The organism is Moraxella nonliquefaciens, assembly GCF_001679005.1.
Lineage (GTDB): Bacteria > Pseudomonadota > Gammaproteobacteria > Pseudomonadales > Moraxellaceae > Moraxella > Moraxella nonliquefaciens.
In genome coordinates this window covers 56,847-82,680 of sequence record NZ_LXTW01000023.1, presented here as the reverse complement: position 1 = coordinate 82,680, position 25,834 = coordinate 56,847, and the positions used below count along the sequence as shown (strand labels likewise).

The window sequence follows — 25,834 nt, the reverse complement described above, 5'->3', positions numbered from 1 at the left end:
TGGCAAATCCATGATTCTTAATCACTCAAATCAACCTTTCATCACGTCTTAGCCACGTTGCGATAGAAAAACGAGTACGATTGGTAATTTCCACTTGGTGTAACAGATTGCTATCAAACACCACAAGGCGGTTAAGTTGTGGTAAAAGCTGGGTGGTTTCATTTTGTTTATCCACCACCGTTATCGCTCCGCCATCATTTGCTGTCCAGTTATCATTTAAATAGAACACCGCAGAGATGACCCGCTCATCTCGTCCTTTGGGGTTGTCCGAATGCCACTGATAACCAAATCCAGATGGGTAACAAGCATAATGAGCCTCTGATGAGCGGATGCCTGTGTAGAGTGTGGCATTAAAATACCGTCCAAGCTCGTCAATGGCTCTAAGATATGCCAGTCCCACAGGGCAAGACTCATCAATCCAGCAAATGCCATCACCACGAATGGCACTTTCTCGCTCGCCATGTGTCAGATGAGCCTCTTTATAATCTATAAATCCACTTTCATGTTGTAAGGCGGTCAAGTCGTCTGTATTAAACACGCCATCTAACACCATCGTGCCTGTGGCAATAAAGCCATCAAGCTTGGGGTCTGTTAGGGCGTGCCAATCGGTTGCAAACGGTGTATCTGACATGATTCTCCTTGTGTTTGTGCCTAATCAATATCAGACACCTAATGTTAGCTGACACTTGGCAGTACGATGTAAGTTGTTAATGAGATGATGTGTCTGGTTAATTGCCCTATCAAAGACATTTTTAGACGGTAAGGGTTTATAGATTGCCCTTGATTTAAGTATCAATGTCTGCATTTAGTGCATTTTCTTCAATAAATGCCCGTCTTGGCTCAACCTCATCACCCATAAGGCAGTTAAATAGGCGGTCGGCTTCAATGGCATCTTCTATGGTAATTTTGAGCATATTGCGGTTTTGGGGGTCCATGGTCGTCTCCCAAAGCTGATCGGCATTCATCTCACCCAAACCCTTATAACGCTGAATGGACAGTCCACGGCGAGCTTCTGTCATAAACTGCTCCCACAAATGGTCAAAATCTTTGACAGCAAAATCCTTATCGCCACGTCTGATAAAACTCTCATCTGTCAGCAGGGTATTCCATGTGCTTGATAATTTTAACAATCTGGCATATTCCCCTGAGTTGATAAACAAGGGGTCAAGTGTATAATGTTGGGGCAGTTTATGCACAAATATTGTGATTTTAGGCAAAAACATTTGAGCAGTTTCGGCATCGTCCATACCGCCCACAGGTTCTAGGTCAATTTGTGCAGACAGTTCACCTGCCTTGTCATTTAGTATATGAAGCAACTTGTCCGCCCATGCATGTAATGCCGTTTTATCTTTTAGCACATCATTTTGTAGCTTTGGCACAAAGGTTAGAGCATCGATGATGCTTGCTGGGTATTTTTGGCTTAGGCGGTTTTTGGTATTTTGGGCAAGGCCATAATCGTTTAATAGACGCTCCAACGCCTCACCTCGAATGGCAGGAGTGTCTTTATCCAAAAACAGCTGATTGTCATCAATTGTGGATGACAACAGATAAGATTTTAGGGCATCATTGTCTTTTAGGTAGAGTTCTTGCTTGCCCTTTTTGATTTTATATAACGGCGGTTGGGCGATGTAGACATGTCCACGCTCAATAAGCTCTGGCATTTGACGAAAAAAGAACGTAAGTAGTAGCGTGCGAATGTGTGAGCCATCCACGTCAGCATCTGTCATGATGATGATTTTGTGATAGCGAAGTTTGTCGGGATTATATTCATCCTTACCAATGCCTGTGCCTAGGGCAGTGATGAGTGTGCCAATCTCAGCAGATGACAGCATCTTATCAAACCTTGCCCGCTCTACATTTAGGATTTTACCTTTTAATGGCAAAATGGCTTGGGTTTTACGGCTACGCCCCTGCTTGGCACTGCCCCCTGCACTGTCCCCCTCCACAAGGTATAACTCGGACAAAGCAGGGTCTTTTTCTTGGCAATCAGCAAGTTTACCGGGCAGTCCTGCGATGTCTAGCGTGGTCTTACGGCGTGTCATCTCACGAGCACGGCGAGCGGCCTCTCTTGCACGGGCTGCATCTAGGATTTTACTTACAATTGCCTTGGCATGGGCAGGGTTTTCAAGCAAAAACTCAGAGAGCTTTTCGTGCATGATTGTCTCAACAGCAGACTTGACCTCCCCTGAGACAAGTTTGTCTTTGGTCTGTGAGCTAAATTTGGGGTCTGGCACTTTGACCGATACAATAGCCACAAGCCCCTCACGAGCATCATCGCCTGTTACCGATACTTTTTCTTTTTTGCCAATGCTTTCTTTATCCATGTAGGTGTTTAGACAGCGAGTGAGTGCTGAACGAAAACCCGATAGGTGCGTACCTCCGTCTCGTTGGGGGATGTTGTTGGTAAAGCACAAAACTTTTTCATTATAACTGTCCGACCATTGCAAGGCGACTTCCACGCCAATACCGTCTGCACTTTGGGCGGTAAAATGAAAGACGTCATTTAGGGTGTGTTTGCCATCGTTGATGTAACTGACGAATTCACCAAGACCGCCTTTGTGTTCAAAAACGTGCTGAGTGCCATCTCGCTCATCGGTTAAGACAATACGCACCCCTGAGTTTAAAAAGGATAATTCACGCAAGCGTTTGGCAAGAATGTCATGGTCAAAAATCGTCCCTGTAAAAATCTCATCGCTTGGATAAAAGCGAACCTCGGTGCCTTTCTTATCAGTCTTTTCAAGGCGTTTTAGGGGAAAGTCAGGCACGCCATCTGTATAGCTTTGGGTATGAGCATAACCGTCTCGCCAGATGTTGAGCGTCAATTTCTTAGACAACGCATTGACCACCGACACGCCAACGCCATGCAAACCGCCTGAGACTTTGTAGTTGTTGTCATCAAATTTACCCCCTGCATGCAAGACCGTCATAATAACCTCAGCCGCTGACACGCCCTCTTCTGGATGAATGTCCACAGGAATGCCCCGCCCATTGTCCGACACCGACACCGACTCATCGGAATGAATGGTAACCAGCACTTCATCACAATGCCCTGCCAAGGCTTCATCAATGGCGTTATCAACCACTTCAAATACCATATGGTGCAAGCCTGAACCGTCATCAGTATCACCAATGTACATACCCGGTCGTACTCGCACCGCTTCTAGTCCACGCAAAACTCGCACACTGCTGGCATTATAGTCGTTGGTAGGAAGTTGCTCACTCATAAAAATCCTTTGGCATGTGCCTAATTCTTTAAAAATATGGGTTATTATAGCATTTTTTTGATTTATAAGCTATCTGCTAAGCTATATGTAAGATGTGTGGCACAACACCGCCATTTCAATGAATGCCTTTGGGGTGTTGGGGTATGACGGTCTTTATTTTCACAAAAAACAAGGGCGATAATCGCCCCCCTCCACAGCAATCCAAACATCAATCCAGTGGCACACCAATGCGTTTTGCCACTTCTTCGTAGCCCTCAACCACATCGCCCAACCCTTGACGAAAGCGGTCTTTATCCAGTTTTTTCTTGGTTTCTTTGTCCCACAGACGACAACCATCAGGTGAGAACTCATCACCCAACACCACACGACCATGAAAGAGTCCAAATTCTAATTTAAAATCCACAAGCATCAGCCCCGCTTCATCAAAAATCTGACTTAGCACGTCATTGACTTTATGGGTAATCTCATTCATCTGTTCTAGCTCATCAGATGTGGCATAACCTAAGGCAATGGCAGTACTTGGAGCTAAGATGGGGTCACCTAATTCATCATTTTTATAAAACAGCTCATAGGTAGGTGGCATGAGTGGCAAACCCTCGGTAAGTCCCAAACGCTTCATCAAACCGCCAGCGGCATAGTTACGCACCACGCATTCAACAGGTATCATTTTTAGGCGTTTAACCAATACCTCATCGTCCGACAGTTCACGCTCAAAATGAGTCTCAATACCTGCCTCACTAAGTTTTTTCATAATAAAACTGTTAAAACGATTATTCACTCTGCCTTTACGGTCAAGCTTAGCGATTTTTTCGCCATTAAAGGCGGATGCGTCATTACGAAAATGCAAAATGAGATAATCAGGATTGTCCGTTTCATAGACAGATTTGGCTTTGCCAGTATAAAGCAGGGTTTGTTTTTGCATAAGAGTCTCCATATTTTGTAGCAATTTGCACAAATTAAATTTACACAATAAAAAGGCACGAACAATAACACTCGTGCCAAAGCATCATCATGGTTTAGGTGGTTTGGGCAGTTGATACTGCTTACCTGATTCGTTCGTTGATGGGACAATCTCACCTGCCACATCTGGCACATCATACAGTGGCACAAAAGGAGCGGATTCTTGGTTGGCAGGCAGACGGATTGGGTCTAATTTGGTTGCACTGACATAGTCAAGACTGCCATCATCACGCTTGCCCAGTACGTTTTTGATGTTCTGACAGCCTGTTAATAGCACCACGCCCATCATGGCAAGGGCGGTTAGTTTTAGCGTTGTCATGTTATTCTCACTTATTTTATTGATGATGAAATCAAATTGGCTTTTTGTAATGCCCCATCAATGATGCACTGACCATTTGATGACAGCCAAACCAATGGCAGGCGAATGCCAATATCAATCAAACCCATCTTGTGTAGGGCGTATTTGGCAGGTTGGGGGCTGGATTCACAAAAAAGCTCTTTATGCAAATGGTGAATGTCTTTGTTGATGGCAGCCGCTTCATCAAATCTACCCTCTAATGCCAAACTAAAAATTTTGCTCATCTGTTTTGGGGCGACATTAGACGTTACCGAAATGTTGCCTTTTGCCCCAAACTTCATGAGTTCTAGGGCGGTTGGGTCATCACCTGACAAGACCACAAGACGCTCGCCCACACGCTCAATGAGTGCCTTACCACGCACCAAATCGCCCGTAGCATCCTTGATGGCGACAATATTAGGAATGTCAGCAAGGCGTGCCACGGTATCCTCTGCCATGTCCACAACCGTACGACCGGGGACATTATAAAGAATCTGGGGCATGTCTACCGCCAAAGCAATGGTTTTATAGTGTTGATACATGCCCTCTTGGGTAGGTTTGTTATAATAAGGCACAACAAGCAAAGCAAAATCTGCCCCCACCGCCTTGGCATGGGCGGTAAGCTCTATCGCTTCGGTAGTATTGTTCGCTCCTGTGCCAGCGATGACAGGAACACGCTTGGCCACACGCTTGACAAAAAACTCAATCACATCACCATGTTCACTCATGGACAAGGTTGCCGATTCGCCAGTTGTTCCCGCCGCCACCAAAGCATGTGTTCCACATTCAATCTGCCACTCAATCAAACGAGCCAATGCGTCATAATCCACCGCCCCATCTGCCGTCATGGGCGTAACCAGTGCCGTCATTGAACCTTGTAGTTTTGCCTTTATCTCATCATAAGTTGCCATAAAGCACCTGATTTTGTCATTTTATGTCTAAATGTCTTAGTTTAACATTTTACTGGGCGTTTTAAAATGTTTAAATTAAAATTTTTGTAGAGCAAGGCTGTCTTGTTCATTTTTTGGGTGAATTCAATGAGTTTTTAAGCATTCAGACAAAGATACTCACAACAAAGTTATCACGTGTGGATTTTAGTTTTTAATGTTATGTTATGTTATTTTATATTGCTTTTAATGGCTTTTTTGAGCGATAATTTGACGGCTGATTTAGGTGAAATAAATTTTACCAAAATGTTGCAATTTATAATCAAATTATTTATAATATAACAAATGATAATCGTTAATATTTTTAATTTTCTATAAATAGATGTGCTACATTTAGTTGTTTATGGGTGTTTTAAGTGGATAATTCCAAAAAAATCAAAGTGTTGGCTATCTCTATCGCAGCTGTCTTGCATGGATTGGTAGGTTTTGGATTGGCGAATATGACCATAAAACCAATAACACCACCACCTGTAACACCGCCCTTAGAGATTGAATTCATCAAAGAACCAGTGCCTGAACCCATCGCACTTAATGACCTTGAATCGCCCGAACCACCAGGCGAACCTGTTGTTACGCCAGAGCCTGTTGTAGAGCCAGAGGTTGCTACCCCTGAGGTTGTTGAACCGTCCGAACCCATTTCTGAACCGCCACCCGAACCTGAGCCATTACCTGAGCCTGAACCGATTCCTGAACCGATTCCTGAACCCGAACCTGAGCCATTGCCCGAGCCTGAACCTGAGCCCGAGATTGATGTAGAAGCCATCTTAGAACAACAAAGGCTTCAAGAGGCTTGGGTTGCCCAGCAAAAACAATTGGCCAAAATTCAAGAACAAGAGCGACTTGAACAAGAACGCCTTGAAAATGAACGCAGAGAACAAGAGCGACTTGAACAAGAACGGCTAGAACAAGAACGCTTAGAAAACGCAAGACGTGAGCAGGAGCGACTTGACAACGAACGCAGAGCCAGAGAACAAGCACAAAAAGAAGCCCAAGCGGCTGCTGCAAGACAAGCGGCTGCCCAAGCGGCGGCTGATGCCGCCAAAAAAGCAGGCAATCATGGGGGCGGTCAGCCTGCCCAAAATCAGACCGTGGAAGGTGGCATTAATATCAGTAATGCCAGTTGGAAAACCAAGCCCAGAGTGAATAATTTTTGTTCAGCAAGAAGTGATATTGACACCACGCTTCAAGTAAGTTTCCGTGTTGATGCTGAGGGTAAAATCTCTAATGTCAATTTAAATGGATCAACAGGCGATGCCAAATTAGACCGACAGATTATCCGTCAAATCGGTCGTGGTCGCCTGCATCCGTTTAGAGAGGGTAACATCACACGTGTTGGCACTGCAATTTATCCGATTACGTTAAAACTACCAAAAGATGAGTCTTGTACCAACTAATTTTGTGGTTTTAACTGATTTTTAGCAATAATTCTTATGATAACTTAGTTGAGTTGCCCAAATATTTGGTCATTTGATTAGGTTTTGAAAATTTGAGGTGAATTTATGGATTTTGGATTTTATTGGTCGCATACCGATGCGGTGAGTAAGACACTGTTTTTTGTCTTATTGGCTTTATCAATGACATCTTGGGTTGTGGGCATCATGCGTGTGATTAACTCTCGGCGTCGCACAGCAAATATTGTTGATGAGCTAACCTCCCAAATCAATATCCAAAACTTGGATGATTTGCCATTTGACCAACGCAAGATGGCAACAGAGCAAAAACTGCTCCAACAAATCGCTCGTCATCGTTATGAACTTGAAAAAGGTCTGCCCGTTCTTGGCACAACAGCTTCCATCGCACCTTTTATTGGGCTGTTTGGTACGGTTTGGGGGATTTTTCATGCCCTTCATAGCATCGGTGCAACAGGTCAAGCAGGCTTGGCACAAGTGGCAGGACCTGTGGGCGAGGCATTGATTATGACAGGTTTGGGTTTGGCGGTTGCAATACCTGCGGTGATCTTTTATAACATTGCCACACGCATCAACAAGCAAGCGATTCATCTGGCAACTGATACAGCCCATCAAATTCTGTCTAAGATTGTACGATAAAGGAGGGTCTGATGGCTTTTGAGTTGGGTGATCATGACAATAACGGCATGAATGAGATGAACCTTATTCCGCTGATTGACATCATGTTGGTTTTGATGATTATTTTTTTGGTAACAGCAACGGTGCTAAATCCAAGTGTACCGCTTGATTTACCAAAAACTTCGGCATCGGTGAATGATGCACCGCCTGAGGTCTTACAAATTAGCATTGATGAGGCAGGGGGGATTTATTGGGACCGTGAAGCATTGAGCTTAGATGAGCTAAGTCAGCGTTTCACCGAGCAGGTTAATGCAGGCAAAAACCCTCAAATTAATTTGCGTGCTGATAAAGAGGGTAAATACGATACCGTCGCACAGGTTTTGGCTGAGGCGTCAAAAGCAGGACTGGGCAAAATCGCTTTTGTCAGCGAATAGATGGATTTGATTTGGGGTGTGTTGAGCATTGGTTCAACACACCCTAATTATTGCCCATCATTCTACTTATCAACCATAAAGATTTATCTTACCAAAAAATCTTATTACACCATTAATATTGTCACAGAAAAATATCAGAAAATAACTTGCTAGATTGTAAATTTTTATGTTATTATATGATACTAATTATCATTAGTGCCAAGATATCCATTGCTAAACTTCATCCCCCATCTTAACAATTACCAAACGGTGAGCGGATTGTCCGATTGACAGCAAGCTTAGCATAACAGCACCGGCTGATTGTGCTTTTTGCCTTGTTATGTGTTTATGGGAGTTGATTGCACTTTTCTTCGTGGTGGATGCTTGGGCTGATTTAATAAAGCGGTCTTCATAACACACCAAACGAGACATCACCATGAGTACTGTCAAAGCCCCCCATATTTTCTACCAAAAACGCACCCTTAGCCTTGCCATCGCCAGTATTTTTGCTGCCGTGGTGATGACGGGCTGCCGCTCTGATGACATCAGTGCCAATGCACCCAATGTTACCCAACTGCCCCAAGGCACGGTTTTACCAACACCGAACACAGGTCATGACAACACCAATAATGCCAACCATCAGGGCAACAACACGGATAACAACACCAGCACAACTGACCCAAATGGCGATAACAACCAACTGACACAAGCACAAAAAACTGCCGCTGCCGCAGGGTTTTTTGTGATGGGTAAAATTCGTGATACCAGCCCAAAAAATGACCCAGATTATAGCGATGATTTGATACAGCAGTGGCTAGGCAAATTATATGTTGGTATTGATGCCCATCGCCCAGATGGTATCGGAAAAGGTAAAAACTTGCGTCAGCCCATCACCGCCAATGACATCAAACCCTTGTATTTTAACAAATTCCCTGCATTGTCTGATTTACATTTAGACAGCGAACGCCATCGTTTTGACCCCAAAAATCTAAACACCATTAAAGTGTATGGTTATGGCAACTTAACAACACCTTCCAACAATAACACTCACATCAATCATCAGCAAGTTGATAATGTTAACGCCAAAAAGTCCGCCGATGATTATGAAAATATCCGTTTTGGATATCTTGAACTACAAGGAAGCAGCCTGACCCAAAAAAATGCCGATAATCAAAATGAGCAAGACCGCATTCCCAAACCCATGCCCATTTTGTTTTATCATGGAGAAAACGCCAGCAGCCAGCTGCCCAGTGCTGGTAAATTTAACTACACAGGCAACTGGCTGTACCTAAGTGATGTCAAAAAACGCCCCGCCCTTTCAGCATCAGATGAGCGAGTGGGGGTCTATCTTAATGCCAGTGGCAAAGCCAACGAGGGCGATGTCGTCAGTGCCGCCCACATTTATCTAAATGGCTTTCAATATAAGCACACGCCTGCCACTTATCAGGTGGATTTTGACACAAACTCATTAACAGGCAAGCTGTCTTATTATGATAATCCCAATCAGCAAAATGCCCAAGGCAGCTATATTAAAAGCCAATTTGATACTACCAAAAAAGTCAATGAAACCGATGTGTATCAAATTGATGCCAAAATCAAAGGCAACCGCTTTGTCGGTACAGCCAAATCTTTGGTTAACGAGAAAACACAAACCGCACCTTTTATCAAAGAGCTGTTCTCTAATGCTGCCAACCCAAACAACCCAAACCCCAACTCAGACACGCTAGAAGGCGGGTTTTATGGTGAGTCGGGCGATGAGCTGGCGGGTAAATTTTTATCCAATGACAACGCATCTTATGTGGTCTTTGGTGGCAAACGAGACAAAACGGCCGAACCTGTCGCCACAAAAACGGTGTATTTTAGTGCAGGCTTTGAAAAACCCAGCACCAGTTTTGTGGATAATGAAACAATTGGTGAAATTATTAATAGTCAAGGGTTAAATGATAGCATTGATGAATATTCAATTACTCCCAGTGATGATAGTTATTATGAATATCGTTGGGGCAAACCAGAGAAGCAGTTCACCAAAAAAGTCAGCAGCAGCACCCAAGCCGTGCCAGCTTATTTTGGGCAACATGATAAATTTTATTTTAATGGCAACTATTATGACCTATCAGCCAATCATGTTGATAAATTAGCCCCTGCCGATGCTGTCAAAGCCAACCAATCCATTAAAGAAAAATACCCTAATGCCACACTAAATAAAGACAACAAAGTTACCACCATCGTGTTACAAGAAGCCAAAGATAATAAGCCGTATACCGCCATTCGTGCCAAAAGCTATCAGCACATCAGTTTTGGCGAGACGCTGTATAACGATGCCAACCAAACCCCAACACGCAGTTATTTTGTGCAAGGCGGTAGGACCGATGCCAGCACCACGCTGCCTAAGGCAGGTCAATTCACCTACAATGGTCTTTGGGCAGGCTATCTTATCCAAAAAAAGGACAAAGGTTATAGCAATAAAGAAGAAATTATCAAGGAAAAAGGTCATCAAGGTTATCTGTTAACCGAAGACTTCAACCCAGAAGATGAAGACGATGACAGTTTGGTCGCATCTGATGATTCCCAAGATGATACCGATGACGCCGATGATGACGGTGCAAATAATGTGTATCAAAAAGGTGAGATTCGCCCTGAATTTGCCAACAAGCACTTGCCCATTAATGAGCCTACTTATGAAAAAACTTTCTCCTTAGATGGTAAAAATAAAGCTAAGTTTGATGTGGATTTTGACACCAACAGCCTGAAAGGCAATCTCAATGACAATAATGGCGACATTGTTTTTAACATCAAAGATGGCAAGATTGATGGCACAGCCTTTACCGCCAAAGCCGATGTGTCCGATTATCGCCATGAGATTGGCAATAACAACAATGGCGGATTTTTATACAACATCAAAGACATTGATGTCAAGGGGCAATTTTTTGGCACAAATGGCGAAGAGTTGGCAGGACAGTTACATTATGATAAAGGCGATGGCATCAATGACACCGCCGAAAAAGCAGGGGCTGTCTTTGGGGCTGTCAAAGAGACCAAATAACGCCCCCTTATCATCGCTAGTCGCTTAGTCGCTTGACCGACAGTTGATGACGCCCTTGGCAATGCCTTAAAACAGCACTTTGAAATAAACAGCACTTTGAAATGGTGTCTTAAAACAGTGCCTTAAAACAATGCCTTGGGCGAATTCTTGGATAAATACGCCAGATAATACCTTGATTAAAACATCGCCAGAAAATAGAAAATAAAGTTTAGGATTTTTTATGTCAAAATCTATCACACACACACCATCAGTCCATACCATGACCACGCACCGCTTAAACCTTGCCATCAAAGCGGCGTTATTTGGTGTGGCAGTTTTGCCCTTATCCGTTTGGGCGCAAGAAAACACTCAGACAGATGCCAACTCTGATGCCAAAGACACAAAAACACCTGTCGTCTATTTAGATGCCATCACAGTAACCGCCACCCCATCTGCCCCTGTTTCTCGGTTTGACACCGATGTAACAGGGCTTGGCAAAACAGTCAAAACCGCTGACACGCTGGCAAAAGAACAAGTACAGGGCATTCGTGATTTGGTGCGTTATGAAACTGGGGTGAGTGTGGTTGAGCAGGGGCGTGGTGGCAGCAGCGGATTTGCCATTCATGGCGTGGATAAAAACCGAGTGGGGATTACCGTAGATGGCATTGCCCAAATTCAATCCTACAAAGATGAATCCACCAAACGAGCTGGGGCAGGCTCTGGGGCGATGAACGAGATAGAGATTGAAAACATTGCCGCCGTTGCCATCAATAAAGGCGGTAATGCCCTAGAAGCAGGCTCTGGTGCGTTGGGCGGTTCGGTGGCGTTTCATACCAAAGATGTGAGCGATGTCTTAAAATCTGGTAAAAATCTTGGCGCTCAAAGCAAAACCACTTATAACAGCAAAAATGACCATTTTAGTCAGACGCTGGCAGCGGCAGGTAAAACCGAGCGTGTGGAAGCGATGGTGCAATACACTCGCCGTAAAGGCAAAGAAAACAAAGCACACAGCGACCTAAATGGCATCAACCAAAGCCTATATCGCTTGGGGGCATGGCAACAAAAATATGATTTAAGAAAGCCTAACGAACTGTTTGCAGGCACAAGCTACATCACCGAAAGCTGTTTGGCAAGTGATGACCCAAAAAACTGCGTACAATACCCTTATGTCTACACCAAAGCCCTGCCAGATGGTATCGGCAATCGCAATTTTTCTGAGTTAAATGATGCTGAAAAAGCACAATATTTGGCGTCCATGCACCCCCATGAGGTTGTCTCTGCCAAAGATTATACAGGTACTTATCGGTTGTTGCCTGACCCCATGGACTATCGTTCAGACTCGTATTTGGCACGCCTTAACATCAAAATCACCCCAAATCTGGTCAGCAAACTGTTATTAGAAGACACCAAGCAAACATACAACATTCGTGATATGCGTCATTGTAGTTATCATGGGGCAAGATTGGGCAATGACGGTAAGCCTGCCAATGGCGGCTCCATTGTCCTTTGCGATGATTATCAAGAGTATCTAAATGCCAATGACGCATCGCAAGCATCATTTAGACCAGGGGCTAATGATGCCCCCATTCCAAAACTGGCTTATGCCAGAAGCAGTGTGTTTAACCAAGAACATGGCAAAACTCGCTATGGGTTAGGTTTTGAGTTTAAGCCTGACACGCCATGGTTTGAACAAGCAAAATTAAACCTACACCAACAAAATATCCAAATCATTAACCATGACATTAAAAAATCGTGTAGCCAATATCCTAAGGTGGATTTAAATTGTGGCATCAGTGAAATTGGGCATTATGAATATCAAAACAATTACCGTTATAAAGAAGGGCGTACCAGTTTGACAGGCAAACTTGATTTTAATTTTGACCTGCTGGGCCAGCACGATTTGACGGTGTTGGCTGGTGCAGATAAAGTTAAAAGCCAATTTCGTGCCAACAACCGCAGACGCACAATCATTGACACCACCCAAGGCGATGCCATCATTGATGAAAGCACGCTGACAGCACAGGAGCAAGCCAAATTTAAGCAATCAGGGGCGGCGTGGATTGTCAAAAATCGCCTTGGACGCTTAGAAGAAAAAGATGCCTGTGGTAATGCCAATGAATGTGAACGCGCTCCCATTCATGGCAGTAACCAATATGTGGGCATTAACAACCTTTATACACCAAATGATTATGTGGATTTAAGTTTTGGTGGACGCTTGGACAAACAACGCATTCACAGCACCGATTCAAACATCATCAACAAAACTTACACCAACAAAAGCTATAATTTTGGGGCGGCGGTTCATCTGACACCTGATTTTAGCCTGTTGTATAAAACTGCCAAAGGCTTTCGTACGCCAAGTTTTTATGAGTTATACAACTATAACAGCACCGCCGCCCAGCATAAAAACGACCCTGATGTGTCTTTTCCCAAACGAGCGGTTGATGTCAAACCTGAAACTTCCAATACCAACGAATATGGCTTTCGCTATCAGCACCCTTGGGGGGATATTGAGGTGAGCATGTTCAAAAGCCGTTACAAGGACATGTTAGATAAAGCCATACCAAACCTAACCAAAGCCCAGCAAGAGTATTGTAAGGCTCATTTGGATTCCAATGAATGTGTTGGCAATCCACCCACGCCCAAAACCAGTGATGAGGTATTTGCTAACTTATACAATGCAACCATCAAAGGGGTGAGCGTCAAAGGTAAACTGGATTTGCATGCCATGACATCAAAGCTGCCAGATGGTCTTGAAATGACCTTAGGTTATGGTCATACCAAATTGGGGAAATTTGATTACATTGCACCCAAAGATGCCGATGGTTGGTATCAGGCTCGCCCTGCTTTTTGGGATGCCATCACCCCAGCACGCTATGTGGTCGGTCTAAACTATGACCACCCAAGTCAAGTATGGGGCATTGGCACAACTTTAACGCACAGCAAACAAAAAGATGAAAATGAGCTTAGTGCCCTTAGAATCCGAAATGGCAAAAGAGAAACACAAACCTTAACACGCACAATACCCAAAGCCTATACTTTAATGGACATGACAGGTTATTATAGCCCAACTGAGAGCATCACCGCCCGCCTTGGCATTAATAATGTGTTAAACACCCGCTACACCACATGGGAGGCGGCACGCCAACTGCCCAGTGAAGCTGCAAGCAGTACCCAATCAACCCGTTACATTGCACCAGGTCGCAGTTACTTTGCCAGTCTTGAAATGAAGTTTTAATATGACCTGTTTTTTATCAAAGACCAACCCTGCTTTAAAAGTCAAGCACAGACTTTTAAAGCAGCTGCTGTTATTGCTCTGTGTTGATACATTAACAGCACAGGCGTATGCCCACAGCCATCATATGCCCATTCATACGCCCACGCATGAGCTGCCATCTGCTGATGGTTTATCAGATGAAAGTTTGGGTAAAGATTTGGACAGTTTGGATAGCCCAGATGGCTTAGGTGATGGCTTAGGCGATGGTTTTACCAGTGATGGCTTAAAGAGTGATAAAAGCCCCTTGCCCATCAATACCTTGCCCATCAATGCCTTGACCGTTAATCAGAGCAATGAGAATCAATCTGCCCCACCGACCGTAGATGTCAATTTTTTACTTGCCCAGCCAGAGGCATTTTATCATGTCTTTCATCAAGCGATTGTGCAAGATGATGTGGCAACATTACGCTTGTTATTGCCATTTTATGACCGCCTGCCTGATGATTATCAAGATGATGTTTTGTTGTTATTTGCCCAAAGCAAACTTGCCCTAAGTGATGGCAACACCAAATTGGCATTAAATCTGCTGACCGATTTGAGTAGCAAAGAGCCGACGCTTACGGCGGTGAAATTACAACTTGCCTCTTTGCTTCTGACCAAAAAGCACGATAAACACGCCCAAATGGTGCTAGATGAACTCAAAGACGATGCCCACTTTTTAAAATTAAGCAAAAAAGAACAAAGATGGGTGCTGTCGCAAAGTCGCTATTTGCATAAAAAATATAAAATGGGCTTGGATTTGGGCATCAACTATCTGCATTTGGACAATATCAATGCCGCCTCTACCATCACACAGCCCAACATTAAAAAAGACGCCCCAAAACCTGCTCATGGGCTTGCCTTATCGCTTGGTGTGAATAAATACACGCCACTTAGTCATGGCATCAGTATTTATACAGCCCTAGATGTTGATGGTAAGTTTTATGATGACAAAAGCCACAATGAACTGGCGGTTTTTGCTCATGCTGGGCTAAGAAAAGACCACCAAAAAGGTTATGTTGATGTCGTGCCTTTTGTTGGGCGTATTTTTGCCACCAATCAGCAGTTGCATGGCAGATTATCCCCCAGAAAAGACAGTCAGGGCGTGGCGTTTGGCAGCCATCATCAGGTAAATGATAAATGGCAAAATGCGTTTTTTGTGCGCATGGAAAAAGGCAATTATGCCGAGCGTTATCAAGGTTATGATGGCAAGCGTTATCATGTGAATGACACCATTTTGTTGCAAGATGGCCCAAATCGTCGTTATTCTTTGGGCGTGGGGTATCAGCTTAGTCATCTGCAAGATGCAACAAAAAGCAGTCATGCCACAAAGATACATTTTGGGGTGTTGCAAAGATTACCAAATGGTCTGACCGTGCAAGGTAGGGTGAGTGCTGAGCGTGAGCGTTATCATGGTAAATTATTGCGTCTGGTCAATCCTAATGATGTGTATCGCACAGATAAAACCCTAACCCTACAAACCTCCATTTGGCACAAAGACATTCGCTGGCTTGGATTAACGCCGAAGCTGACTTATCGTTACAGTAAAAATAACAGCAACTTACCAGCACTTTATAGCCATAATAAACAAAATTTTTATTTGGAGCTTGGTCGGTCGTTTTAACCCAATTGCCTAAGAGCAGGTTAAGGTGGCTGGCGGTTTTTGAGTATTGTGGTATTATTAAGCTTCTTTGATGACAACTATTTATACCATCAAAACCCATTTAAGCAAAGACAAAACCCATTACCATTACCATTACCATTACCCATCAACAAGCATGATGACACAAGAGCAACAGAGCTAAGCGTTAAAGCATATCAAAGCAAGAGCAACCGCTTTTGGCTAATCTTGAAAATCTGCATAATCTCATCTGTTACACCATCAGGGCTTTGATTGGCATTGATTCGCTTGATACGCTCGGGATTTTTTTGGTATTGATACAAAAAACCTTGATAAGTTTTGTCAAAAAATTCCTGCCCCGCACTCTCAAAGCGGTCGGCTTGACTTCGCTTACCTGCCCGCTCCAAGCCAATGGCAGGGTCTAAATCCAGCCAAAAAGTCAAATCAGGCTGTTTTGGGATAAAGTCATGAATAAGCCGTTCAATCCTAGCAAGCTCATGCTCATCGCCCCCAAACCGCCCAAAACCTTGATACGCCACGGTGCTGTCAAAAAAACGGTCGCAAATAACCCATTTACCGTCCGAGAGTGCTGGCAAAATAGTGCGATGCAAATGGTCAGCTCGTGCGGCGAACATGAGTAAAAGCTCGGTGTCATCATTGATGTGGGTTTTGTTATCCAGCAAAATCTTACGCAACGCTTCGGCAAGCAGGCTACCCCCTGGCTCACGGGTGCGGATGTGAGAGATGCCCTGTTTATCAAGCTCACAGCAAAAGTTATCTATGGCGGTCGTTTTGCCCACGCCTTCGGTACCTTCAAAGGTGATAAATTGGGGTATTGTCATGATTTTTCCAAATATTTTGATTTTTTTAAAAGTGTTAATGACACACAAAAGATTGCAACGTCATCTATTTATCCGCCATCAAAGCCCGATACTCCGCCACTGCCTTGTTATGCTCAGCAAGGGTTAGGCTAAATTTATGACCGCCCTTACCTGTCGCCACAAAATAGATGTATGGCACATCAGATGGGTGCAAACTCGCCTGTATGGCTTCGGCAGACGGCAGGGCAATGGGCGTGGGCGGTAAGCCGTCAATCTGATAGGTGTTGTAGTCGGTTTTTTCGTCAATGTTGGAGCGGTAAATCTTGCCATCATAACGGTCAAACAGTCCATAGATGATGGTCGGGTCGGTTTGTAATCTCATGCCTTGATGCAGGCGATTAACAAATACGGCTGACACGTCATCTCTTTCAGATTTTATGCCTGTTTCTTTTTCTATGATGCTTGCCATGATAAGTGCATCATAAGGCGTTTTATAAGGCAAACCCTCATCACGTTCTGCCCATATCTTACCCAATATCGCCATCTGGTCGCTGTGCAGTTTTTTTAAAATGACAGTGTCGGTTGTGCCTTGATTAAAAAAGTAGGTATTAGGAGCAAACTGCCCCTCAGGATTGCCGTTGGGTGTGCTGATATTTAGGGTTTTGGTAACTTTGGCATTATCTTGTGCCACATCAACCCATGAATATCCATCAGCATCTGATAACAGGGGTGTGAGTAATTCTAGTTTGACCCCATCGGTTGTTTTTAGGGTGTGATACAAGTCTTTGATGGTTTTACCTTCAATGATTTGCACTTTTATCATGGCAACCTCCCCCCCTTGACCTAAAATCTTAACAACATCAGCAAGACTTGCCCCTTGGGGGATTTGGTAGGTTCCTGTTTCTAAGTTATTTTTGGCATGCAATTTTAGATACAACCGTGTAGCAGTGGCAGATGCAAGCGGACTGGTCTGCCATTTGTCTTTGACCAAAAGACTGTGATAAGTATCACCCTTTTCTACGGTCAAAGTTTGGGCAGAGCGGTTAGTTTTGGCAAAGGCGGTCATGTAAATAATAACACCACACAAAGCAATCATAATAATTAGAGCAATAAAAATCAGCCGTTTGAATTTGGCACTTTTAGTGTTTTTGGCATTTTTAGTGTTTTTGGTTGGAGCTGGTTTTGGAGTGTTGATTTTTTTGACTGGCATGGTAATGATGTTTGATGAAAATTGACTTATTGTAGCAAATTACAACAGCAATTTTAAAAATTATTGTAACATTAGCATTGCAACATTAGTAGGATAATTTATTAGAGTAACTTTATGTTGATTTAAATGTTGATTTAATGGCAGACACTGTTGAAATTGATTTTATCAAAAACCAAAAACCCACCGATGGGCAGGTTTTTGTTCTTTGGTTTTTAAACGTCAATTAGTAGCGAGTAATAAGAGCGATTGGCTCTTTTTCATCCATACTGTCTTTGGGGACAAATACCACCTCACCGCCGTTATGGCTGACAATCTCAATAATCTCACTGACCGCATCATCAGTTACTCCCTCTGCTGTGGCATCATCTGCCACAAGCAAAGTTAAAGCACTCTCATCAATGGTAGCAGGGACGATGTGTCCTTGACGTACCAAAAGTTTAACAGCATTACCCTCAACAGCTGAGCGGTAGATTTGTTGCAAATCGGTGCGTACCATTTTCTCGTTACGGGCTTTTTCAAGTTCACCTTGGGCGGTTTCATAGCGAGTAGCACGTTGTGTCTCTACCACCTCTTGCACGCCTGCCACAATCTCTTCGGCACGTCCGTCTTTTAGGTTAGGTAGGTGCTCAACCTTACCGATGATAAAGCTGTCATTATCCACTACCTGCTCATAAAAGCCCAAAGTACGGCTATCACCAACCAAAATCACAGGCAATGGGTCAATGTTACGAAACTCCTGCATGCTCTTATCCACACGGTTCATGAACTCTTTTAGATAGCTGTCGTCATCTGATGAGCCTGTACGGTCGGCTTTTGAACCTGTGGGCAGGCTGGTGTTGTTGATTGGGAAAGTCAGCTCACTCATTTGTGATTGGCGTTCGCTTTCACCACCGATTTCTTTGACCACACGGTCGTTGATTGCCTCAATTAGGCGAGCGTGTTCGCTTGTTATCACAAGTACATAATAATGCACCGCTTCGGACATGTCACGCACCAAATCTCTGGTGGCAAATTTTTCACCCAAAATCACACGCTCTTTGGCATCAAATGGCAGGCGTAACACTTGGGCTTCATTTTCGTTGGCAAATATGGCAAGCGTATCTAGATTATAATTGTGGTCAAGCTCATCGGTTTTGGCATGAATAAGTTCCAAAATCTTATCACTGGTGCGTTTGTCATGCTCATTGGTGATGCGGTCTTCGGCAACTTTTAGTTGATTTTTTAGGGCAATGCTGTCTTGCTCATTTTCTGGATGGGTGCGATGGGTTTTTACAAAGATACTCACAGCAGGATTGCCACGTGTGGTTTTTAGGCTTTTTAATGTCGCTTTCATTATAGACTCCTTATTTGACATATGACTAACTTGATGACCAACTAAAATCAACCATCATCAATCATTAGGTTATTAAATATTAAATACAGCGATAATTGTAGCGATTTTTTGGGCATTTGTCTGTTAAAAAATGGGCGGTTTTATGGTTAAAATGTAGCCAAAAAAACAGCTTTGTGAGATTGATGGTGAAGTTTGTAAATCTTTGTAAAAAATCTGCCTTTTTCTCATTTTTAAAAAATCACACCATTTGCCATTTCCATGCGTTTGGCAAGCTGAATGTCTCGCCCATGTACTTCGTATTGATCAAATCCGCCAATGCGTACTTTGAGTAAAGTACCAGTATTCTCCCAGGTGGGATAATATTCTAACTCTTCACAATAAAACGCCACACGAACGATAAAGGCAATGACGTCGGCAAAACTGGCAAATTCATATGTTTTGATAATACTGTTGCCATCTAATGTCCAGCCCTGCAATCTTTCTAATTGTAAGGCGACCTGATCTGTGGTAAGACTGCTCATAATGTTCCTTTTGGCTTGCTAAGACATAGCAGACCATTTTACCAAAATCTTAAAAATTTCGGTAAGATTTTTGCCAAATTTACCGACATTTTTGTAAACGATTATCACAACCTAAAAGCATGATTCATGCTCATGCCAACAGTGATTGGTACTCGTCTTGTCTATTGATATAGCTTGCCACAAATGAACAGCTTGGTACGATTTTTTTGTCATGATTACGAGCATAGTCCAAGGCATGCTTGACCAATGCCGTACCCAGCCCACGTCCGCTCAACTCTTTGGGAACGATGGTATGATTATAATCTAGTGTATCGCCATCGATGACTTCGTAGCTTAAAAAGCCAGTATGTCCATCAATGGTTATCTCAAAACGCCCTGCATCGGTGTTGTGGGTGATGTCAGTCATGAAATGCTTCCTTAATGTTTTAACGCTCTACATTTAATATTAAAAATCAAAATTCAATATTAAAAATCAAAGGTTAAAGGTTGAAAATTACTTTTGTTATGCTAGCACAAATTTTATCAGAGTAAAAGTCTCATTTACCAAAATATTACCGACTTTTGGCACGCATCATGGTATGATAATTTATTTTAGGGCGTGTCTGCCATTGATGATATTTTTTTGATGGTATTTCATTAAAATTTGATAAAATTTTGATAAATTTTAATGTTTCAATCATCTTTGTTTACACCAAAGACTTGCTTGATAAAATCACTAATCTGTGTTTTTCCCTTGGTGTTTTCCCTTGAAAACGAACCACTCCCCTGCTTTTTTGATTTTAAACAGGCATTTTCATTGTAAACACCAAAGTCGGACATGCCCAGTTTTCACATACTTTGAAATCTTTAACCATTTAAGATGACCAAAAGATGGTTTAACCTTAAAATATTATTTATCATGACAAAAACAGTTACATTTTTTTGTGTAATGTTGTAAACTAAGATTCATACAATTATCAGGGGTAACACATGACCGAAAACAACACCAATTCTCATTTAAATGCCACTCATCGTATATTGGTCGTTGATGATGATGCCAGGCTGCGTGCTTTATTACAACGATTTTTAGAAGATGATGGCTTTACTGTGCGTGCCTGCCATGATGGCAAGCAGATGGATAAACTCATGCAACGTGAGATGTTCTCGCTTATCGTGCTTGATTTGATGTTGCCTGATGAAGATGGTATCGCCATCTGCAAACGCCTACGCGCTGATAATACTGACATTCCCATCATCATGCTGACCGCCAAAGGCTTGGACACTGACCGCATCACAGGGCTTGAAGCAGGGGCAGATGATTACCTGCCTAAACCCTTTAACCCCAAAGAGCTACTGGCTCGCATCAAAGCGGTACTTCGTCGTCACAACCGAGAGCTGCCCGGCGCCCCATCTCAGCAGATGGAAGTGGTAGAATTTGGCTCATGGACGCTTGATTTGTCTACTCGCACCCTAAAAAAGGACGGTAATATCGTTACCCTAACCACGGGCGAGTTTAGTGTTCTAAAAGCACTCGTTCAGCACCCCAGAGAGCCACTGACTCGTGATAAGCTTATGAATCTAGCTCGTGGGCGTGAATGGGGAGCGATGGAGCGTTCAATTGATGTGCAGGTCTCACGGCTAAGACGACTCATCGAAGACAACCCTTCTCAGGCTCGCTACATCCAGACGGTATGGGGCGTAGGCTACGTTTTTGTGCCTGATGGAGCAGAGAGCTGATAACACAAAAACCAAACAACGCTTTTTTGTTTGGTTTTTTACTGGATATCCATCTTAGGCTATCTGTATAAACGCTTGCACATCAGCCTTTTTTAGCGACTACTTTACGCACTTTCTCTTTGGCACGATCTTGTTTTAGACGTGATAAATAATCTACAAACAAAATGCCATTTAAGTGGTCAAGCTCATGTTGAATGCACACCGCCAACAATCCATCAGCCTGAATGCTAAATGGCTTGCCATCAGCATCTAAGGCATCAATCTGAACACGTGCGGGGCGACTGATTTCATCATACACCTCAGGGATGGACAAACAACCCTCTTTGTAAGAGACAAGCTCATCGGTCAGTGGCGTAACTTTGGGATTAATGTACACCTTGGGTTGTGGCTGTTCACCCTCTTTGGCAAGATCCATGGTTACCACTTGTACGTGTCTATCTACTTGTGTTGCCGCAAGTCCAATGCCTTTGGCATCATACATGGTCTCAAACATGTCGCCAATTAAGTTCTTAATGTCATCATCAATCTCATCAACTTCACTTGCCACAGTACGCAGGCGTGGGTTGGGATAATGTAAAATGGGTAACAGTGCCATAATATCTCTTGCTGTTGGTTTTGGGTTATTATATCGGAAAATTAAGATTTGGTAAAATGGATTTGGGATGATTGTGATTTGGCGGTCTTTGTCGTTGTTAAAAACAACCTACAAAAACAAACATGCTCACCAACAAGTTTAAGCAATTCGCCATTATCAATAAAACAGTCATTAACGAAACAGCGACCAACTTTCATTGCTCGCTGTTTTGCTATTTAAGCGAAATTACCCACCAATCTTCTTATACTTCATCCGCTTAGGCGTGGCATCCGCCCCAAGTCGCTCTTTACGCCATTTTTCATATTCGCTATAATTACCATCAAAAAACTCTGGCGCTTCGTTCTCAAATGATAAAATATGCGTACAAATACGGTCCAAGAACCAACGGTCATGCGACACCACCATGACCGTACCAGGGAACACCTGCACCGCATCTTCTAAGGCACGCAAGGTCTCCACATCAAGGTCGTTGGATGGTTCATCCAGCAAGATGACATTTGCCCCTTGTTTTAGGGTCTTGGCAAGTTGCAAGCGGTTACGCTCACCGCCTGATAAATTACCAACGAGTTTTTGTTGGTCTTGCCCTTTAAAGTTAAAGCGTCCGATATAGGCACGGCTAGGCGTGGTATACTCACCCACGGTAATCATATCCAAGCCGTCCGAGACCTCCTCCCACACGGTTTTTTTATCATCCAGCTCATCTCTGACCTGCCCCACATAGGCAACTTTTACGCTCTCGCCAACCTCTACTGTGCCTGTATCTGGCGTGTCTTTACCTGTAATCATGTTAAAAAGTGTGGTTTTGCCAGCACCATTTGGGCCCACAATGCCGACAATTGCCATGGGTGGCACAGTAAATGATAAGTTTTCGTACAACAAGCGTCCATCAAAAGATTTTGAGATGTTATTGACCTCAATGACTTTATTGCCCAAACGAGGCCCTGGTGGGATATAAATCTCCGCCGTTTCGTTACGCTGTTGAAACTCACGAGAATTCATCTCCTCAAAGCGTTCTAGACGAGATTTGGATTTGGCTTGCTGACCTTTTTGGTTTTTACGCACCCATTCTAGCTCTTGTTTTAGTGCCTTGGCAAAGGCCTCTTCTTGTTTTTGCTCTTGTTCTAAGCGTTTGTTCTTTTGTTCTAGCCACTCGGTGTAGTTGCCTTGGTAGGGATAGCCATAACCACGGTCTAGCTCCAAAATCCACTCAGCGACATTGTCAAGAAAATAGCGGTCATGGGTAATCGCCACAATCGTACCAGAGTAGTCTTTTAAGAAGCGTTCAAGCCATGCCACAGACTCTGCATCCAAATGGTTAGTCGGTTCATCCAAAAGTAGCATGTCAGGCTTGGACAGTAGCAAACGACACAAAGCAACACGGCGTTTTTCACCCCCTGACAGCTTGGAGACATCGGCATCCCACGGTGGCAGGCGAAGGGCATCCGCTGCTTTTTCAAGCTGGGTATTTAGGTTGTGGGCATCCCACGCTTGAATGATGTCTTCCATTTTGCCTTGCTCGGCTGCCAATTTGTCAAAATCAGCATCAGGCTCGGCATATTCAGCATAGATTTGGTTTAGGCGTTCTAGGGCATCTAAGGCCTCACGCACACCATCTTCCACATTGCCACGCACATCTTTGGCAGGGTCAAGCTGTGGCTCTTGGGGCAGGTAGCCAATTTTAATGCCTGTTGCTGCTCGTGCTTCACCGCTAAATTCTGTATCCACACCCGCCATGATACGCAGCAGCGTGGATTTGCCAGCACCATTTAGACCCAGCACGCCAATTTTAGCACCTGGGAAAAAGGACAATGAAATGTCTTTTAAAATTTCACGCTTTGGCGGAACAAGTTTTGACACTTTGTTCATGGTGTAGATATATTGAGCCATACAAATCCTTGAATTAAAAGAGAATTTTAAAAATTGGTCTGATTAAAACTTGCTAAATTTTCACCAATTTAACCGTTTATTATCGCATGGTTTGAGCGGTGGGGCAAGTTTGTTACGTTAAGATTTTGGTAAAAAGAATTGGGTTAAAATGACTGATGGCATTTCACCCATTAAAATTATGATTGTGCATGACAACAAAAATACCACAAACCCAACCAATGATACTCTTTTTGCCAAATCAGCCATCACAACAAATTGGGTCGTCATAATAAATCAAATCACAAAAGCAAGCACTCATCAAAATTGTATGGTTATGACAAATGCACACCATAACATACCCAACACCATAACACACCCAACAATGACACACTAAAATGTGATAAAATGACCATTTGCCATCACCAAAACGATAACATGCCAGAATTACCCGAAGTTGAAACAACCAAAGCCAGCCTTACTCCACTCATCGGCAAGCGTATCGGCGACATCTACACATCTGCTCATCGTTTGCGTGAAGTGATACCAAGCGACTTAGATGAACTGGTTGGTGCCAAACTTGTACGTGTGGTTCGCCGTGCCAAATATCTGCTGCTTGATTTTAATAAAAATGGTTCACCCTTTCGCCTACTCATTCACTTAGGCATGTCAGGCAGTCTACAACAGCACGACGCCCTTACCCCACGTAAGCATGACCATGTCATTTTTGGTTTTGATGATACTTCTGTACGTTTGCACTATCATGACCCCAGACGTTTTGGCATGGTAGTGTGGGCAGATGATGGCGAGCGGTATCTGAATAAACTTGGGGTAGAGCCTTTGGATGATGGTTTTAATACTGACTGTCTGTATGAAATAATCCACAAAAACCCCAAAAGACCCATCACCCGCCCCATCAAGTCGGTCATCATGGATCAATCCATCGTGGTTGGTGTGGGCAATATCTATGCGGTGGAGAGCCTGTTCATGTCAGGCATACACCCTGCCACGCCCGCCCATCAAATAGATAAAGATAAGATAACCCTGCTGATAAATAACATCAAATTAATACTTACTCACTCTATCGGACAAGGTGGATCAAGCCTAAAAGATTTTAGCGTAGGGGCAGGTAAGACGGGCTATTTTCAACAAACCCTACTCGCCTATGGTCGCGCTGGTCAACCCTGCACAGTTTGCCATGAGCCATTAAGCTCCATCAAAATCGGCGGACGGGCCAGTGTTTATTGTCCCAACTGCCAGCCATTTAATTCATCCGCTTAACCCAACTGCTTGATTTATCAACTTTTGACGCTCATCATTCATCACCAAATGTTACTGCTTTGTTTACCCCTTGTCGGAAAAATTTACCGTCCATTCAATTTCTGATAAAATTGACTTGATAATATGAAAAAAACTTGTTTTAATAGTAGCATAAATCTATCTCATAAATCTATCTCTTAGGCATATCGCCCCCTTAGGATATTCTCATGAAAATTAAACATACACTACTGGCACTGACTGTCGCCACTCTAATCAGCACTACCGCTCATGCTGCCATAGAGATTAATGAAGAGGATTTTGGTCCTACCTATGGCACTACCGTGCTTGATGTTACGATTGCCAAACCGTTGCAGTTAGTTGGTGCGATTGCAGGCACGGCACTGCATGCGGTAGGCTTACCATTTTCTATGGCATCAGGTAGCGTGGAGAGTTCTTATGAGACTTTGGTTGTCAAACCTTGGTCAGCGTTGTCTCGGTGTGTGGGTTGCACCGAGGTTTATGACAATCACCGCAACGCTCATAAAGAAAATCCCAACGAGGTACGCATTGTTGTGGACAGACCTTCTGAGATTATCATTAATACCGATCAAAATGTGGTGGTAAACCCACGCTGATTTACACCCCAATTAACACTTTCTCCAACCCATTTACCATCTTTTGATAAATGGGGTTTTTTGATATCATACA

Annotated in this window: 23 protein-coding genes; 9 read left to right on the top strand and 14 right to left on the bottom strand. The window is 43.4% G+C overall.

Going from position 1 to position 25,834, the window contains the following annotated elements; translation table 11 throughout:
• Positions 1–25: 25 nt before the first annotated feature.
• The 5 genes from A7456_RS06700 to dapA all read right to left on the bottom strand — a co-directional run bounded on the left by A7456_RS06700 (position 26) and on the right by dapA (position 5,432).
• Positions 26–631, bottom strand: coding sequence for a 2OG-Fe(II) oxygenase (locus A7456_RS06700; RefSeq protein ID WP_067008918.1), 606 nt, complete (start codon positions 629–631; stop codon positions 26–28).
• A gap of 154 nt (positions 632–785) precedes the next feature.
• Positions 786–3,224, bottom strand: a complete 2,439-nt coding sequence (gene gyrB, locus A7456_RS06695) for a DNA topoisomerase (ATP-hydrolyzing) subunit B (RefSeq protein ID WP_067008915.1) — start codon at positions 3,222–3,224, stop codon at positions 786–788.
• Positions 3,225–3,432: 208 nt separating this feature from the next.
• On the bottom strand, positions 3,433–4,146 hold the full coding sequence (gene purC / locus A7456_RS06690) for a phosphoribosylaminoimidazolesuccinocarboxamide synthase (protein WP_067008910.1): 714 nt from the start codon (positions 4,144–4,146) through the stop codon (positions 3,433–3,435).
• Between the two features lie 87 nt (positions 4,147–4,233).
• Positions 4,234–4,503 (bottom strand): hypothetical protein, encoded by a 270-nt coding sequence (locus A7456_RS06685; RefSeq protein WP_066884722.1) that lies wholly within the window; start codon positions 4,501–4,503, stop codon positions 4,234–4,236.
• 11 nt (positions 4,504–4,514) lie between these two features.
• Entirely contained in the window at positions 4,515–5,432 is a 918-nt protein-coding gene (gene dapA, locus A7456_RS06680) for a 4-hydroxy-tetrahydrodipicolinate synthase (protein WP_067008907.1), read from the bottom strand.
• A 392-nt stretch (positions 5,433–5,824) separates the two neighbouring features.
• Here dapA and A7456_RS06675 point away from each other — a divergent pair, with 392 nt between their 5' ends.
• From A7456_RS06675 to A7456_RS06665, 3 genes are all read left to right on the top strand, one after another.
• Complete coding sequence (locus tag A7456_RS06675) at positions 5,825–6,862, top strand: energy transducer TonB (RefSeq protein ID WP_067008904.1); 1,038 nt, start codon at positions 5,825–5,827, stop codon at positions 6,860–6,862.
• 105 nt (positions 6,863–6,967) lie between these two features.
• Positions 6,968–7,516 (top strand): MotA/TolQ/ExbB proton channel family protein, encoded by a 549-nt coding sequence (locus A7456_RS06670; protein WP_062499355.1) that lies wholly within the window; start codon positions 6,968–6,970, stop codon positions 7,514–7,516.
• A gap of 11 nt (positions 7,517–7,527) precedes the next feature.
• A complete protein-coding gene (locus tag A7456_RS06665; RefSeq protein ID WP_062499354.1) occupies positions 7,528–7,929 on the top strand; it encodes an ExbD/TolR family protein in 402 nt (133 codons plus the stop codon).
• A gap of 213 nt (positions 7,930–8,142) precedes the next feature.
• On the opposite strand, the gene A7456_RS11430 is transcribed toward A7456_RS06665, so the two are convergent.
• A complete protein-coding gene (locus A7456_RS11430; protein ID WP_067008901.1) occupies positions 8,143–8,346 on the bottom strand; it encodes a hypothetical protein in 204 nt (67 codons plus the stop codon).
• Between A7456_RS11430 and A7456_RS06655 the strand changes: the two genes are divergently transcribed.
• The 3 genes from A7456_RS06655 (at position 8,345) to A7456_RS06645 (ending at position 15,810) form a co-directional block, all read left to right on the top strand.
• Positions 8,345–10,951, top strand: a complete 2,607-nt coding sequence (locus A7456_RS06655; RefSeq protein WP_067008898.1) for a transferrin-binding protein-like solute binding protein — start codon at positions 8,345–8,347, stop codon at positions 10,949–10,951. The two genes, A7456_RS11430 and A7456_RS06655, sit on opposite strands and share 2 nt — an antisense overlap.
• A 220-nt stretch (positions 10,952–11,171) precedes the next feature.
• Positions 11,172–14,168 carry a lactoferrin/transferrin family TonB-dependent receptor gene (locus A7456_RS06650; protein WP_067008895.1) on the top strand — a complete coding sequence of 999 codons (2,997 nt, stop codon included), beginning with the start codon at positions 11,172–11,174 and terminating at the stop codon, positions 14,166–14,168.
• A 1-nt stretch (position 14,169) separates the two neighbouring features.
• Entirely contained in the window at positions 14,170–15,810 is a 1,641-nt protein-coding gene (locus A7456_RS06645; RefSeq protein ID WP_067008892.1) for a surface lipoprotein assembly modifier, read from the top strand.
• Positions 15,811–16,004: 194 nt separating this feature from the next.
• Here the strand turns inward: A7456_RS06645 and tmk are convergent, their stop codons facing one another.
• The 6 genes from tmk to A7456_RS11425 all read right to left on the bottom strand — a co-directional run bounded on the left by tmk (position 16,005) and on the right by A7456_RS11425 (position 20,511).
• Entirely contained in the window at positions 16,005–16,649 is a 645-nt protein-coding gene (tmk, locus tag A7456_RS06640; RefSeq protein ID WP_067008889.1) for a dTMP kinase, read from the bottom strand.
• A gap of 64 nt (positions 16,650–16,713) precedes the next feature.
• The gene (gene mltG, locus A7456_RS06635) at positions 16,714–17,838 is read right to left on the bottom strand and encodes an endolytic transglycosylase MltG (RefSeq protein ID WP_067008886.1); all 1,125 of its coding nucleotides are present in this window, start codon (positions 17,836–17,838) and stop codon (positions 16,714–16,716) included.
• A 223-nt stretch (positions 17,839–18,061) separates the two neighbouring features.
• Positions 18,062–19,171: an AOC03_06830 family ribosome hibernation factor gene (locus A7456_RS06630; protein ID WP_066893087.1), complete on the bottom strand. Its 1,110-nt coding sequence runs from the start codon at positions 19,169–19,171 to the stop codon at positions 18,062–18,064.
• A gap of 230 nt (positions 19,172–19,401) precedes the next feature.
• Positions 19,402–19,692, bottom strand: a complete 291-nt coding sequence (locus tag A7456_RS06625; protein WP_066884748.1) for a 4a-hydroxytetrahydrobiopterin dehydratase — start codon at positions 19,690–19,692, stop codon at positions 19,402–19,404.
• 130 nt (positions 19,693–19,822) lie between these two features.
• The gene (locus A7456_RS06620) at positions 19,823–20,098 is read right to left on the bottom strand and encodes a GNAT family N-acetyltransferase (RefSeq protein WP_067008883.1); all 276 of its coding nucleotides are present in this window, start codon (positions 20,096–20,098) and stop codon (positions 19,823–19,825) included.
• Between the two features lie 266 nt (positions 20,099–20,364).
• Positions 20,365–20,511, bottom strand: a complete 147-nt coding sequence (locus A7456_RS11425) for a hypothetical protein (RefSeq protein ID WP_156629032.1) — start codon at positions 20,509–20,511, stop codon at positions 20,365–20,367.
• Between the two features lie 150 nt (positions 20,512–20,661).
• On the opposite strand from A7456_RS11425, the gene ompR reads away from it, so the two are divergent.
• The gene (ompR, locus tag A7456_RS06615; RefSeq protein ID WP_066884755.1) at positions 20,662–21,408 is read left to right on the top strand and encodes an osmolarity response regulator transcription factor OmpR; all 747 of its coding nucleotides are present in this window, start codon (positions 20,662–20,664) and stop codon (positions 21,406–21,408) included.
• 82 nt (positions 21,409–21,490) lie between these two features.
• Here ompR and def read toward each other — a convergent pair whose 3' ends face one another.
• On the bottom strand, positions 21,491–22,003 hold the full coding sequence (def, locus tag A7456_RS06610; protein ID WP_067008880.1) for a peptide deformylase: 513 nt from the start codon (positions 22,001–22,003) through the stop codon (positions 21,491–21,493).
• Positions 22,004–22,228: 225 nt separating this feature from the next.
• Entirely contained in the window at positions 22,229–23,890 is a 1,662-nt protein-coding gene (gene ettA / locus A7456_RS06605) for an energy-dependent translational throttle protein EttA (protein WP_064635525.1), read from the bottom strand.
• Between the two features lie 414 nt (positions 23,891–24,304).
• Here ettA and mutM point away from each other — a divergent pair, with 414 nt between their 5' ends.
• Positions 24,305–25,147 (top strand): bifunctional DNA-formamidopyrimidine glycosylase/DNA-(apurinic or apyrimidinic site) lyase, encoded by an 843-nt coding sequence (gene mutM / locus A7456_RS06595; protein WP_067009010.1) that lies wholly within the window; start codon positions 24,305–24,307, stop codon positions 25,145–25,147.
• A gap of 206 nt (positions 25,148–25,353) precedes the next feature.
• A complete protein-coding gene (locus A7456_RS06590) occupies positions 25,354–25,761 on the top strand; it encodes a hypothetical protein (protein WP_066884763.1) in 408 nt (135 codons plus the stop codon).
• Positions 25,762–25,834 lie beyond the last annotated feature (73 nt).